The 14,467-nt window shown below is 43.7% G+C and carries 15 protein-coding genes and 2 tRNA genes; 11 read left to right on the forward strand and 6 right to left on the reverse strand.

Annotated features, from left to right (window positions below; genetic code table 11):
• On the forward strand, positions 1 to 1,618 hold a 1,618-nt coding region (locus IKW96_RS10275; RefSeq protein ID WP_296574142.1), incomplete at its 5' end, for a recombinase family protein.
• Between the two features lie 101 nt (positions 1,619 to 1,719).
• Here the strand turns inward: IKW96_RS10275 and IKW96_RS10280 are convergent.
• The 4 genes from IKW96_RS10280 to IKW96_RS10295 all read right to left on the reverse strand — a co-directional run bounded on the left by IKW96_RS10280 (position 1,720) and on the right by IKW96_RS10295 (position 5,138).
• Positions 1,720 to 1,806, reverse strand: a tRNA-Leu gene (locus IKW96_RS10280).
• Positions 1,807 to 2,214: 408 nt separating this feature from the next.
• Positions 2,215 to 3,408 (reverse strand): dockerin type I domain-containing protein, encoded by a 1,194-nt coding sequence (locus IKW96_RS10285; protein ID WP_296574144.1) that lies wholly within the window; start codon positions 3,406 to 3,408, stop codon positions 2,215 to 2,217.
• Positions 3,409 to 3,493: 85 nt separating this feature from the next.
• Positions 3,494 to 4,597: a hypothetical protein gene (locus IKW96_RS10290; protein ID WP_296574148.1), complete on the reverse strand. Its 1,104-nt coding sequence runs from the start codon at positions 4,595 to 4,597 to the stop codon at positions 3,494 to 3,496.
• Complete coding sequence (locus IKW96_RS10295; RefSeq protein ID WP_296574150.1) at positions 4,584 to 5,138, reverse strand: sigma-70 family RNA polymerase sigma factor; 555 nt, start codon at positions 5,136 to 5,138, stop codon at positions 4,584 to 4,586. Before IKW96_RS10295 ends, IKW96_RS10290 begins: the two co-directional genes overlap by 14 nt.
• Before the next feature lie 264 nt (positions 5,139 to 5,402).
• On the opposite strand from IKW96_RS10295, the gene IKW96_RS10300 reads away from it, so the two are divergent.
• Positions 5,403 to 6,266, forward strand: a complete 864-nt coding sequence (locus tag IKW96_RS10300) for a radical SAM protein (RefSeq protein WP_296574154.1) — start codon at positions 5,403 to 5,405, stop codon at positions 6,264 to 6,266.
• Between the two features lie 69 nt (positions 6,267 to 6,335).
• Here the strand turns inward: IKW96_RS10300 and IKW96_RS10305 are convergent.
• Positions 6,336 to 6,411: transfer RNA gene (locus IKW96_RS10305), tRNA-Pro, on the reverse strand.
• Positions 6,412 to 6,642: 231 nt separating this feature from the next.
• Here IKW96_RS10305 and IKW96_RS10310 point away from each other — a divergent pair.
• From IKW96_RS10310 to IKW96_RS10350, 9 genes are all read left to right on the forward strand, one after another.
• Positions 6,643 to 6,894, forward strand: a complete 252-nt coding sequence (locus IKW96_RS10310) for a hypothetical protein (protein ID WP_296574158.1) — start codon at positions 6,643 to 6,645, stop codon at positions 6,892 to 6,894.
• A 19-nt stretch (positions 6,895 to 6,913) separates the two neighbouring features.
• The gene (locus IKW96_RS10315) at positions 6,914 to 7,192 is read left to right on the forward strand and encodes a hypothetical protein (RefSeq protein ID WP_296574161.1); all 279 of its coding nucleotides are present in this window, start codon (positions 6,914 to 6,916) and stop codon (positions 7,190 to 7,192) included.
• A gap of 9 nt (positions 7,193 to 7,201) precedes the next feature.
• The gene (locus tag IKW96_RS10320) at positions 7,202 to 8,203 is read left to right on the forward strand and encodes a dockerin type I domain-containing protein (protein ID WP_296574164.1); all 1,002 of its coding nucleotides are present in this window, start codon (positions 7,202 to 7,204) and stop codon (positions 8,201 to 8,203) included.
• 144 nt (positions 8,204 to 8,347) lie between these two features.
• Entirely contained in the window at positions 8,348 to 9,604 is a 1,257-nt protein-coding gene (gene glyA, locus IKW96_RS10325) for a serine hydroxymethyltransferase (RefSeq protein ID WP_296574167.1), read from the forward strand.
• 92 nt (positions 9,605 to 9,696) lie between these two features.
• On the forward strand, positions 9,697 to 9,933 hold the full coding sequence (locus IKW96_RS10330) for a hypothetical protein (RefSeq protein ID WP_296574170.1): 237 nt from the start codon (positions 9,697 to 9,699) through the stop codon (positions 9,931 to 9,933).
• 52 nt (positions 9,934 to 9,985) lie between these two features.
• On the forward strand, positions 9,986 to 10,336 hold the full coding sequence (locus tag IKW96_RS10335) for a VOC family protein (protein WP_296574173.1): 351 nt from the start codon (positions 9,986 to 9,988) through the stop codon (positions 10,334 to 10,336).
• An 18-nt stretch (positions 10,337 to 10,354) separates the two neighbouring features.
• Complete coding sequence (locus IKW96_RS10340) at positions 10,355 to 11,629, forward strand: replication-associated recombination protein A (protein ID WP_296574175.1); 1,275 nt, start codon at positions 10,355 to 10,357, stop codon at positions 11,627 to 11,629.
• 174 nt (positions 11,630 to 11,803) lie between these two features.
• Positions 11,804 to 12,247 (forward strand): ACT domain-containing protein, encoded by a 444-nt coding sequence (locus IKW96_RS10345; protein WP_294754523.1) that lies wholly within the window; start codon positions 11,804 to 11,806, stop codon positions 12,245 to 12,247.
• Between the two features lie 19 nt (positions 12,248 to 12,266).
• Positions 12,267 to 13,460, forward strand: coding sequence for a homoserine dehydrogenase (locus tag IKW96_RS10350; protein WP_296574179.1), 1,194 nt, complete (start codon positions 12,267 to 12,269; stop codon positions 13,458 to 13,460).
• Positions 13,461 to 13,567: 107 nt separating this feature from the next.
• Here IKW96_RS10350 and IKW96_RS10355 read toward each other — a convergent pair whose 3' ends face one another.
• On the reverse strand, positions 13,568 to 14,356 hold the full coding sequence (locus IKW96_RS10355) for an MIP/aquaporin family protein (RefSeq protein ID WP_296574182.1): 789 nt from the start codon (positions 14,354 to 14,356) through the stop codon (positions 13,568 to 13,570).
• Between the last annotated feature and the right edge of the window lie 111 nt (positions 14,357 to 14,467).

The raw sequence follows: 14,467 nt of genomic DNA on the forward strand, positions 1-14,467 counted from the left end.
CCGGACAAGGTGCTGCGACTGCCAAAAAAAGGAGAGTGATTATATGAGAGCATGGCTCTATTACAGACTGTCCCGTGACGAGGACACTGAGATGAACAGCTTACAGAATCAGAGGCAGATACTTGCGGACTACGCAGAGCAAAACGGCTACGACATCGTAGGAGAAAGCTTCGATGATAACGTTTCCGGTATGACCTTCAATCGAAAAGGCATTGGTGAGCTTGAAACAGCTGTTGATGAGGGAAAGATCGACATAGTTTTAGTCAAAGACTTATCCCGACTCGGCAGACATCGAACTCAGACTGCACTGTTCATCGATCACCTGCGAGAAAACAACGTAAAGGTCTACTCGGTGACCGAGGGCATAGACTCAACCAATGAAAACGATGATATGCTCATCGGCTTCAAGCAGCTATTCAACGACTTCTATGCAAAAGACATAAGCAAGAAAGTACGCGCAGGAGTGCGGCAGAAGCAGAAAAACGCAGGACTTGTGGAAACGCTTCCATTGGGATATCTGAAGGATAAAAATACAGGAATCATAAGTATCGACGAGGAGACAGCGTGGATAGTACGAGAAGTTTTCAGGCTGTACATAGATGGATATGGACTGACAACCATAGCGAAGAAGATGAACGCAGAAGGGATCAGGTCGCCTGACTTCTACTTCAACAGAAAGCTTGGCGACCATAAGCCTGACATCTCGAAGAAATATCTGTGGGTTCAGACGACTGTGAAGCGCATGCTGACTAATGAGCTTTATCACGGAACACTTGTTAATCACAAGACTGTCAGCTCAAAGATATACAAAACTATAACAGCCGTGCCTGATGATGAACAGTACCGCCACGATAATTACTGCGAACCTATAATAGACGAAACTACATGGAAACAGGCGCAGTTCATGCTGGAGCAGAGGTCAAAGATCAATCCACGCTCGCAGTGCGGACGTAACATTCACAGATATGCAGGAATTATAAAATGTGCCGAGTGTGGTGCGAGTCTTATCGCACGGCGAAGGAGGTGGAAGGACAAGGAGTACGTTGAATACACCTGCAACAGCAACCACCGTTATGGTAAGGAATACTGTACACCACATTCAGTTCGCGAGGAGCAGCTTGATGAACTTATCAAAATTGAAGTTGTGTCGCTGCTTGAGTTCATTCAAGATGAGAGCGTAAAATATGAAAAGATCGTCAAGGACTGGCTGAAAAAGAAGCCTAAGTTTGACAGGGAGATAAACACTCACACAGAACGTATAAAGCAATGCCGCGATGAGATCGAGCAACTCATCATAGAGCGTATCAATGACCGCGAACACGCCAAGGTCTATAATAATATGATCGAAAAGAGAGAAGCAGAGATACAGACAATCGAAAATAAAATTGCAAACCTCAGGAATTATGATGAGGTCTGCAAGAAGCGCCGTGATGAACTGAAGAATACTTCAGAGCTGATAGAAACTATACTTGCAGACGGACATATCTCAAATGTCAACATGAGAATGCTTGTACGGCAGGTAACAGTCCACCAGAATGCAGACAAGTCCATTGACGTACGATTTGAGATGAACGGCAGCTTCAACAATGGCTCGATAATTGAAATCGAGCCTGATTGACAATACATCAGATATGTGATACAATGACAAAGAGTGCCCAGCAAACTTTATGAGCTTTTTGATGCTTCCTCATAACTTTTGCTAAGGCACTCTTTGATTTCTGGTGCGGATAACAGGACTTGAACCTGCATGTTCTTGCGAACATATGGACCTGAACCATACGCGTCTGCCAATTCCGCCATATCCGCTTGTATAATTGAGTCGAAAATTTTAGACGGTACGACTCTTGACCGAGGTGGACTTATTACAAGTTGCTCTACAGAAATGCTGATAAGTAATGCGAAATTAATTTTTACACTGACGTAACGTAACCTGAACCATACGCGTCTGCCAATTCCGCCATATCCGCATATGTCTGATAATTTTTACACGGTACAGACTTACCGAGGCGGACTTTATTAACAGTTGCTCCGCAGTACCTAAACATTTTATCATAAACGGAGTGATTTGTCAAGCGTTTTTTTCAAAAAAAGTTATGACCGACTTGCTGTTATTTTATTGAGCTCGGAATTCGTTTTATAATAAGCGTAAAAAGCCGACCCTGTTTTTCACAAGGTCGGCATATAGCTATCCTCTCTCAATATAGCGTCCGCAATTTATGTCTGAGGTACAGTTGCGAGCTTTGCATAGCAGGAAAGAATGGTCGCGGCGTCAACTGCATTGATGACGTTATCGCCGTTTACATCTGCCGCGTCTGACTGTTCGCTGCTGAATATACCTGTTTTATTTGTTGAGATATTGGCGTAATGGGCAAGTACAAGCGATGAGTCAACTGCATTTATGAGTTTGTCACCGTTTACATCGCCAAGGAGATGTTCACTGTCCGGGGACGTGAGCCCATTTACGGTGAACTTAACAACGAGATAAGGCACTTCCTTCCATATGCCCTCACCGCTGCTGTTCCTGAGAGTATTGGACATTTTGATAATGTTGCCGTTGTGGTAACCGTCTGTTCCGAAAATATAGATTGAAGGATTTATCTTGCCGAAGTACTTGAATCCGCCCTGATATATCTCATTGACGGTAAGCGTCACCTTGTCTTGCTCGCCGAGTTCAAAGGGCTCGATGTTCTGAATGGTGAAATTAAGGTAAGTAGAATCCGCTATTTCGGGGTAGTTATGGAGATCCCATTCAGCCACATAGTTTCCGTCGTCGGATATTGCGATACCTTCTATACAATGTTCTCTGTCGGTCTTGTATTCGAGGCAGGCAGTACCTATGGGAGTCCCTTCGTGCTTCTGCTTATAATCGGTAGTATCAGGAACTGCAAGTCCTGAGATGGAGAATACCACCCTTACAGTATCATCTGCCTTAAAATCTGGAATATCACTGTTTTTCAGCGATGTAAGTATCCATATATCGGCTGTACCGATAGAAGTGTCTGTCATATAGCCGTAATTCGTCTTAATCTCTTCAGGAATGTCATACTTCTCGCCGTCCAGCCATATTTCTCCGATGCTGAATTTTACATCGCGGTATTTCCCAAGAAAATAGGGCTTTATCCTCTCGACCTCGATATAGATATCCTCAGCTTCGCCGAAATCGGGCATATCCTTTACGTTCCAGGTCATGTCGTATTTTCCGTCGGTGGTAATTTCACCGGCTTCTATCCGCGGCATCTGCTCTATATCCTTCGTGCCTTTGCCTTTCCCGTATCTGAGAGATACCGTTCCGATAGCCGTTTTCTGAGTTGGCTCCGTACTTGTCTCTGCGATTGAAGTCATGCTGATAACTGACGTTATTCCCATAACAATGGAAAGAACCGTCGATAAAACTCTGGCTTTTTTCATAATGATACCTCCTTTTCGGAAAGCGGCGTTACTGCCGCTTTAATACTTCTTTTACTTTCATTTCAAAAGAGCAATTATGCTCATTTTAACGTGTGAAAAGCTCCTTTATGTCGCCGATTATGTCCTCTTTTCTGAAACGCAGGTGTGTAGAGTATTTTGCTTCCTCGGGGAGAAGCTCCTGAACGTCCTCATAGGGAATGTCCTTTGCAAGGACGCTTTCGTTATCCTTGAAAAAATCATAGTACGGCAGTACTATATCGTTGATAATGGGTAATGCGTTTTCACGGGTGCCGTTGATATACATATCCGCGTGTTTATAAGGCTCCGTCCTGTCAAGCGGATTTTCCGCAAGATGTGCGTAGTAGTCGTTGTCGAAGGCGTTAGCGATAAAGATATACTCCTGACTGTCGTTAAGTCCGAATATACCGTCGCCAGATTGTCTGAAACACGACGGGAAGTATATTTTCAGAGTCTCCTTGTCACTCTGTCCATAGTACACCTCGTCAACTCTGACCTCGAAAACGCCGTTTCCATAAGGTCCCCAGTTTTGACCGTTGTCGTCAGTCCAGCTGACTTCGTATTCTTTTCTGTCGGTGATAGTGCCTCTGAAAACAAGGTCTGCGTTATTTACGACTTCATCAAGTTTAAAGGGCTTGAGCATAGTCGAACCATGCTGATTCGGGTCTTTAGGCTTGATATCCACCTCGTTCCATTCTGTACCGTAATCGGGCGGACGTGGAACGAATACAGTCGTTGTAACAGGCGAAGCTGTCACTTCTGTGGTGATATCAGTTTGAGTGGTCTCAGTTTCCACGGTGGTGACCTTTACGGTTGTTGATGTGGTATTTGCAGTTGATGTAGTAGTTTTTGCGGTAGTCTTTGAAGTTGTTGCGGATTTTTGTGTTGTTTTTCCTGCGGTTGAAGATGAAGTTGTTGTATCAACGATGTTTTCAGTAGTTACAGAAGTAGTGACCGGGGTTGAAACAGGCTCGTAAATGATGTTGTCAGGCTGCTTTATCTCAAAACCCGGAGCATTTTTCCAGGCAAGGAAGCCTATTAGAACTGCTGCAAAGACGCCTGACGCGCTGAATACAGAACGACGAACGGCAGCGTTTTTTCGTCGTTCAGCTATAACTTTTTCGTCATACTTGCGAAAAATGCTTTCGATCCTTTCGTCATAATTCTTCATATTCAAAGTCATCCTTTTCAAGTTCTTTTTTCAGTGCCTGTTTGGCTCTGAACACGAGGTTTTTCATTTGCTTATCGCTTTTTTTCATTATTTTCGCCGCTTCTGCGTTGCTGAATCCCTCGAAAAAGAGCAGATACAGTACCTGCTGATAATCAGGAATGAGTCTGGCGATGATCTTGTGGAGCTGTATCTTGCGTTCCTCGCGGATATAGGTCTTTTCCAGATCCTGTTCATCGCTGATATTATGCATTTCATCAACGGGGATATCGCTGTATCTTGCATTCCTTTTCAGGCAGTCTATGGAGGTATAGCGAGCTATCGCATAAAGCCATGTCTTGAAGGAGCTTTTTCCTGAAAATTTAGGCTTTCTGAAAGCAATCTCCACGAATACGTCCTCCATTATCTCCTCGGAAAGGCTGATATTCTGTACATAGCTGTTTATATAGAAGATGAGTCCGTCGCTGTACTCACGGACTATCTCCGCTAACCCTTCATTATCTCCTGCAAGGAAACGGCGGTAGCTACTTGCACCGTTATCCATATATTGATTCTCCTTTTGTGATATTTTGTCGTCTATAACTTAGTCTTTTTTATAGGTCAAAGGTCTCACGAGAAAATATATATAATTTTATTTTAACATATAATATTATTTTGTCAAGTATTATCGAAAAAATGGGCCCCGATTATCGGGGCCTATTGGATAAATGACAAAAAACAGTTGATGTTTTTTTACGTTTATGATATAATGTTCGTAAAATGAACATTATAAAATGCTTTACGGCTTTATTATATGTAAGGAGAAAATATGCACCTTGTTGAAGCTAAAGGGATTCTTTCAAACACAAACGGTATCAATATCTACAGGGGCTGTACTCACGGATGTATTTACTGTGACAGCAGAAGCCTCTGCTACAATATGACTCACGCATTCGAGGATATAGAGGTAAAGATAAATGCGCCCAAGCTTCTGGAGAAAAAGCTGGCGGCCAAAAGGAAAAAATGCATGATAGGAACCGGCTCGATGTGTGACCCGTATCTTCCTGCCGAGAAAGAGCTCAAACTCACGCGCAGCTGTCTTGAGATCATAGAAAAATACGGCTTCGGAGCGGCAGTTCTTACGAAATCAGACCTGATACTGCGCGATACAGACATACTGGCGTCGATCAACGAGCAGACGAAGGCTGTTGTGCAGATGACGATGACAACCTTTGACGAGGCGCTTTGCCGGATAGTTGAGCCTAATGTCTGCACCACGCAAAGGCGCTTTGAAGTCCTTATGGAGATGAAAAAAAGAGGCATTCCGACGGTGGTCTGGCTCTCCCCTTTTCTGCCGTATATCAATGATAATGAGGAAAATCTCAGAGGATTGCTGAACTATTGTGCTGAAGCAGACGTAAAGGGCATTGTGTGCTTTGGTATAGGCATGACGCTTCGTGACGGGAACAGGGAGTACTACTATGCCGCTCTTGACAGACATTTTTCCGGGCTTTCAGAGGTATATCGCAGAGAATACGGCAATTCCTACGAGATAGTGAGCAGAAATAACGACAGGCTTATGAGAATGCTCAATGATTTCTGCGATAAGCGTGATATTATATGTGATGTGCAGAAATGTTTCGGTTATCTCAATGAGATGCCCGAGAAGTATGAACAGCTTTCGTTCTTCTGAAATGTATATAACGTAAAAAGAGTCCTCAGTAAAACTGAGGACTCTTTTTTGGGGTCGCTAATCGCAATCTGGTCTGAGTGACGGGACTTGAACCCACGGCCTCTACCACCCCAAGGTAGCGCGCTACCAACTGCGCCACACCCAGACAAGTAATCACTGCAATCAACGTTAATTATTATATCACACTGATTTTGTTTTGTCAAGCATTTTTTGAAAAAAAACATGATTTTTTGTTTTTGCGCTTCATACGGCGTTTTATTGCGGCTTTTGCGAAAAAATGTTCCTGTTATCGTTCATAAAAAACGTTTTACTATGGACAAACACAAAAATTTATGATATAATACATTTTAAAGGTTCAGATCAGGGAGTTGATGATATGCGTAAGTTGTTAAAAAAGACTTTGTTCAGCTTTATTTCCGTATGTTTTGTATGCTTATCGCTCTCCTGCTGTCCGCTGTACGCTTTTGCAGCTGATGATACTTCGGAAAAAGGCGTATCAAAAGGTCTTACAGCCTTTATAATGATCGCTGTATTTCTTGTTACAGCCGCTGCGGCAGGATTTATTTCCTATAAGCTCAAGGTAAAGAAAATACGTAATAATAAGGAAGATTCATCGGATAACGAATAAAACGGGTCTGGTGCTGTTTATGGATATTGATCTTTATATTGACTCCGTTTATCACGGCTTTTACAGGCTTGCTGATATAGAGGCAAGATTCGAAGAATATCGCTCCATTGCTGAGGAAGCGGCAAAGGATATCTCTGATGACGAGGTTATCCTATATGCCGTATATGCATTTGACGAAAAGACTCAGCGCTTCCTTTATGCTAATTTTATGATAAAAAAGCTTAAGCTCGCACATTACGCCGGCGTTTGCGGAAAGCTTTCGCATTTTTGTCGGTTATTTTGTACTGGGAACGGTTAGGTGGAAAAAATGCATTTGAAAAACATAGTGGCTGCTGTTTTCTCGGCAGTAATAATGACAGGCGCAGGGATAGCTGTTAACGCAGCTTCATCAGTCTGCACACATAAGATTGGCGGTCATGCCTCGGCTGCTACTGAGGCTGCAAGTACTACTGTTTCAGACAGCGGCACTGCAACGACTAAGACTTCTTCGACTACTGTTTCTTCGACATCATCTGCTACTGAAACAGCGACCGAACCTACCACAGTTAAGAAATACACCATCACCTTTCTTGATTTTGAGGGAAAGGTACTGACGACCCGCGAAGTTGAAGAGGGCGGAAATATAGATTACGCTTCCGTTGATACAAGTCCTCTCCACAAGTATCTTGACACAAACACAGAAAAGGACTTCTCCTCATGGGATATAACGCCTTTAAAGGCGGATAAGGACTATACTCTCCGCGCTCTTTCAAAGGTAGCTACTATTTATTATAAGAAAAAGCCTGACAAATATAGGTACTTCTCCACCAAAGGCAAGGTAAATCTTGACGGTTTGCAGGCTTATATCGACATTTCCGTGCAGACTCCGCAGAAAAACAAGGACGGCACTTATATCACCGAAGAACAGACCATTGATATTTCCTCGAGCTGTGTTGCTAAGCCTGCCGCTCTTTCCGCTGCTTTTGCTCAGAATGATAAGGCAACGATATCTGTTTACCCTATCGGCGCTAAAAAATCACTTTTTTCCTTTGATATCATATGCTACAGGAACCTCGGAGATATAAATGAGGACGGTACGATAGATTCTGTTGACGCTTCGATGGTGCTTACCATATATGCAAATCTGGCAGCTTCAAAGAGCTACAAGGCTACGGAGCAGATGAAAAAGCTTTCCGACGTCAATATGGATAACAAGATAGACGCTCTTGACGCTTCATACATTCTCAAATATTATGCCATTACTTCGACTGCTAAGAACGTTATGGACTGGGAGAATATCCTCGATTACGACAAAATATTAAAAAAATAATCCTATTTCCCCCTGCTTTTGCAGGGGGTTTTTAGTATAAAATCACTTTTTTCTGTTTTCCTATTGAAATTTTACAAAAACTAATGTATAATTATAAGGTAATGCATTTGCGTAAATTCACTAATTTTTAAAGGAGTGCTTATAATGTACAACGATCTTATGGATTCAATCGGCTTCGTAACAGGCTATGATCCGGCTGTAGGCGAAGCTATGGGCAAGGAGCTTGCTCGTCAGCAGAGAAATCTCGAGCTTATTGCAAGTGAAAATATCGTTTCTCCCGCAGTTATGGCTGCTATGGGAAGCGTTCTTACTAATAAGTATGCAGAAGGTTATCCCGGAAAGCGTTACTACGGCGGATGTCAGTGTGTTGACGAAGTCGAGTCTATTGCTATCGAGAGAGCTTGTAAGCTTTTCGGTGCAAAGTACGCAAACGTTCAGCCCCATTCTGGTGCTCAGGCTAATACAGCTGTATACTTCGCAGTTCTTCAGCCCGGTGACACAGTTCTCGGTATGAGCCTTGCAGACGGTGGTCACCTTACACACGGTTCACCTGTAAACCTCTCTGGTAAGTACTTCAACTTCGTTTCATACGGTCTTGATGACGAGACAGAGACTATCAACTACGATGAGCTTTACAAGCTTGCTAACAAGGTAAAGCCCCGTCTTATCGTTGCAGGTGCTTCTGCTTATCCGCGTGCAATCGACTTCAAGCGTCTCTCTGAGATCGCAAGGGCTGTCGGCGCGCTCCTTATGGTAGATATGGCTCATATTGCAGGTCTTGTTGCTGCAGGCTGTCACGAGTCACCTGTTCCCTATGCTGATATAACAACAACTACCACACATAAGACTCTCCGCGGACCAAGAGGCGGACTTATCCTTACAAATAATGAATTCCTCGCCAAGAAGATCAATTCTGCTATCTTCCCAGGAACACAGGGCGGTCCTCTTATGCACACTATCGCTGCTAAGGCTGTATGCTTCGGCGAGGCTCTCAAGCCCGAGTTCAAGGACTATCAGCAGAGAATAGTAAAGAATGCCAAGGCACTTGCCGACGGACTCCTCAAGAGAGGCTTCAACCTCGTATCAGGCGGTACAGACAACCACCTCATGCTCGTTGATCTCCGTCCTTTCAACATCACAGGTAAGGAGCTCGAGCGCAGACTTGATGAAGTATATATCACAGTTAACAAGAATGCTATCCACAATGACCCTGAGAAGCCTTTCGTAACAAGCGGTATCAGAATCGGTACTCCTGCTGTTACAACAAGAGGTCTCGGTGTTGAGGAAATGGAAAAGATCGCTGAGTATATCTACCTCTGCGCTACAGATTTCGAGAACAAGGCTGATGAGATCCGTGCAGGCGTAAACGCTATCTGCGAGAAGTTCCCGCTTTACAAGTAATCAATAAGTATCAAGGGACGGACAGGCTGTCCGTCCCAATATTTTTATATGTGATTTTGATGCTATAAATCAGGGTTTGATGAGGAAAATATATGGATAAATATATTGAGATGTTAGGCAGTATCAATTGCAAGGAAGACTTTATTGAATTTATGCACCTTTATACGTCAGCAACACAGGATAAATCTCTCAGGACCTATTTTGAAGCTTTAACAGCTTGGGCAGAGGATATGGACGGATATTATCATAATACTGATAATGATATGCCTGAAAATATCAACTGGGATTTTATTGCCACTTTACTTTATGCAGGCAGTATTTATGAGTGATATATAAAGTTACACAAATTCTGTTTTATAGTATCAAAATAAGGGAATAGCTATGGAATTTCATATAAAATCACTCTATCTGTGCGTTAAGAACATGGAAAGAGCTATAAAGTTCTATGAGGAGCTTTTTGAGCGGAAAGTCACCGAAAAAGATGACATCTACAGCGTTTTCGATGTAAACGGTTTCCGTCTGGGCTTGTTTGCCTTTGAAAAGACTGATGAACCTCATACTTTCGGCAGCAATTGTCTGCCCAGTATCAGTGTTGAGAGTCTTGAATGTCTTAAAGAAAAGCTTAACGGGAAAGAAATATGTTTCCCCATAACAAAAATAGGCAGCAACTGGGTCGCTGAATTTGCTGATTCCGAGGGAAATCATATCGAGATGACCGCCCTTGCAAAGTAAAATGAAAGGAGAACTGCTATGTCTGCGCCTTTAGCTGATAAAATACGCCCGAAAACTCTTGCTGATGTGGTAGGTCAGGAGCATATACTCGCAGAAGGTAAGCCCCTGCGCCGAATTATAGAAAGCGGTACTGTTCCCAACATGATTTTCTACGGTCCGTCAGGCGTGGGCAAGACCACTGTTGCACGTATCATCGCGGAAAACTGCGGAATGTCCCTGTACAAGCTCAACGGCACCAATGCTTCACTGGCGGATATCAAGGATGTTGTTGCCGATATTGGCACCTTTGGCAGCGAGAACGGCATACTCCTTTACCTCGATGAGATACAGTACCTCAACAAAAAACAGCAGCAGAGTCTCCTTGAATACATAGAAAACGGCGATATCACTCTTATTGCTTCAACTACTGAAAATCCTTATTTTGCTGTTTATAACGCAGTTATCAGCCGGAGCACTGTGTTCGAGTTCAAGCCTGTGACCGCTGAACAGCTCGTCCCTGCAATAAAACGTGCATTCCGTATAATGTCTGAGGAAAACGGCTGCGAAATAATCGTGTCCGATGAAATTATTAAAACTATAGCCTACAGCTGCGGAGGAGACGTCCGCAAAGCTATGAATACAGCTGAGCTCGCCGTTGTCTGCGGCGAACCATCTGACGGCAGGATAACTATCACCGAGGATTCCCTCGAGGTGCTCGCGCAGCGCAGCAATATGCGCTATGACCGTGACGGTGACCAGCATTACGACATATTGTCGGCTTTTCACAAGTCCGTCCGCGGTTCGGATGAGAATGCGGCTCTTCACTATGCAGCACGTCTTATCGAAGTGGGTGATATCATTTCCCTGTGCAGGCGTATGCTCTGCATAGCCTCCGAGGACGTGGGCCTTGCCTATCCTATGGCTGTTCCTATTGTAAAAGCCTGTGTGGACTCGGCACTTCAGCTGGGACTTCCCGAAGCGAAGCTTCCTATTGCTGAGGCAGTTATACTTATGGCTACTGCTCCGAAGTCCAACAGTGCCTGCATGGCTATTGACGCGGCGCTGGACGACCTTAGAAGCTGCGACGCCCTTGACTTCCCGCGTCATCTGCAGAACGTTCACTATGACGGAAAGGGGGCAAAGGTCGTGGGACAGCATTATCTTTATCCCCATGACTTCCCGAACCACTATGTCGAGCAGCAATATCTCCCCGACGCTCTGGCAGACCATGTTTATTACAGATTCGGAGACAACAAGCAGGAGCAGTCGGCATTGCAGTACAGACTGAAAATCCTCGGAAAAACTGACAAATAAGCATATCCCACGTTTTTTTGCGTGGGATTTTGTCATCTTATATAAAATATTGCCTTTATACTGTAATTATTTGGTCTTGACAAAAGTGTGAAAAAATGTTATAGTAATTAAGTAGTGTACAATTGTTCACCGTAGGCGGACGATTTTGCACAATAAACATTAGGGTGATTTATTATGGATACAAAATCACAGCTTATTGTTGCCGATTCAAAGATACTTCCCGAGGTCTTTACCAAGGTCCTTGAGGTCAAGAAACTTATGGCGCAGAAAGGCGAAAAGAGCTTTGCTTCTGCCTGCAAGCGTATCGGTATTTCAAGAAGCGCTTATTATAAGTATAAGGACAGCGTTTTTTCATATGAGGAGCTCTTCAACAGGAAGATAGTGAACATTTATCTCCTGCTCAGCGACAGCCCGGGTATTCTTTCAAGTGCTCTCGTGTTCCTTCATAATCTTAACGCTAATATTTTGACTGTCAATCAGAGTATCCCTGTGGATGGCGCAGCGGCAGTCAATATTTCACTCAGACTTACGGGCGAATCCGAAAGCGAACTCGCTCAGCTCAATTCAATTACAGAACTTGACGGTATTTTAGAGTGCAAGATACTCTCTGCCGAATAGTTACGGAGGTTTTCTTTTTATGTCAGTTAAATTTGCGGTTTTAGGTCACGGTGTTGTTGGTTCAGGCGTTGTCGAGCTTTTCTACAAGAACAGGAAAAGCATTGAAAAGCACGCAGGTACTGAGATGGATATAAAGTATATCCTCGATCTCAGGGATTTTCCTGATTCTCCCTACGCTGACAAGTTCACCAAGAACTTTGATGATATAGTAAATGATGATGAAGTCGTATCGGTTGCCGAGTGTATGGGCGGCGTTGAACCTGCTTTCACATTCGTAAAAGCTTGCCTCGAAAAAGGAAAGAGCGTTTCCACTTCAAATAAGGAGCTCGTTGCCGAGAAAGGCGATATTCTTCTCAAAACAGCGAAAGAGCACAACTGCAATTTCTTCTTTGAAGCGAGTGTTGGCGGAGCTATTCCGATAATCCGCCCTCTTCACAGATGTCTCGCAGCAAATGATATTTCAAAGGTCGCAGGTATACTCAACGGTACTACGAACTTCATTCTCACAAAGATGTATAACGACAATATGCCCTTCAAGGAAGCATTGTCACTGGCTCAGCAGCTCGGATATGCCGAAAAGGATCCTACAGCCGATATTGAGGGGCATGACGCCTGCCGCAAGATATGTATCATATCTTCTCTTGTATTCGGCAAGCATGTTTATCCCAGGAGCGTATACACAAAGGGCATTACTGATATACAGCTCTGCGATGTTGAAGCTTCAGACGTACTAGGCTACGCTATCAAGCTTGTTGCTTCGGTAACAAAGCTCGATAACGGAAAGATTCTTCCTGCTGTTATGCCTATGCTCGTATCATATGACAGTATAATGTCAGGAGTCAACGATGTTTTCAATGCAGTTCTCGTATACGGTGACGGTATCGACCAGACAATGTTCTACGGCCGCGGCGCAGGAAAACTTCCCACAGCGAGTGCTGTTATGGGAGATGTTATAGAGGCTGTAAAGCATAAGGTAACTGTATTCTCTCAGTCCTGGGAATCTGCTTCAGACGATTCATTCGTAGAGAAGATTGATAATTTCTCTTCACGCTGGTATTTCCGTATGCCTTCAGGCACTGAGATCAGCGGAGTAGAGGTATACAATAATGAGAACGGTCTTTCATATGTAACAACTGAGAAACTTACATTTGCCGAGGCTCAGGCAAAGGCTGAAAAGCTCGGCGTTCTTGCATACTTCCCTGTTCTCGACTAATACATATTTTTTGCAGCCCGGAATACTTTTTCGGGCTGTTTTGTATCATAACGGCAAATAAAAAAGCAGTATGACGTATTATCATACTGCTTTTTATTTATAAGAAATTACTTTTTCTTTTTCTTGTTATTGTTCGTATTTGCCGGCTTTTTAGCAGGAGTTGCAGCTTTCTCGGAAACTGCCTTTTCGACTGCTGCCTTAACAGGCTTGGCCGGTCCCTCAAGAGCCTTGTAAACTACTGCTGCAAGAGCTGCACCGATGAACGGACCGATAATGAATACCCAAAGATCGCTGAGAGCACTGCCGCCTGCAACGAGAGCAGGTCCGAGGCTTCTTGCAGGATTTACAGATGTTCCTGTAAGGCCGATTCCGAAGATATGAACGAGAGTAAGTGTAAGACCTATGATAAGTCCGCCGAATGAACCGTGATTTGCCTTTTTGGAAGTTACGCCAAGTATCGTCATAACGAAGATAAATGTAAGAACGATTTCAACTATAAGTCCTGCGCCAGAGCTTCCGTTTACACCTGCAAGACCGTTTGCGCCGTAGCCGCCTGTCATATCTTCAACACCTCCGAGGTCGAAGATAAGCTTTAATACTCCTGTACCTGCGATAGCTCCGACGCACTGTGAAACGACATAGCCGACAAAGTCAGTGAATGTCATTCCGCCGCTGATAAGAACTCCCAGTGAAACAGCAGGATTGATGTGACAGCCTGAGATGTTTCCGATACAGTAAGCCATACCGACGATAACGAGACCGAAAGCAAGCGCGGTAAGCACGTATCCGCAGCCGTTAGCCGAATCACAGCCTACGAGCATAGCTGTTCCGCATCCGAGAAGTACAAGTACGAATGTACCGATAACTTCTGCAACGTATTTTTTGATTGATTCCATGTTATTGCCTCCTTAAAGAATAAAAATATAGCGGTCGAACCGATAAGTCAATTATATCACCGTTATTGGTTTAATGTCAATATTTTCCAATAAAACAGCCAAAATTAATTT

Source organism: Ruminococcus sp., assembly GCF_017549005.1.
Taxonomy (GTDB): Bacteria; Bacillota; Clostridia; order Oscillospirales; family Ruminococcaceae; genus Ruminococcus.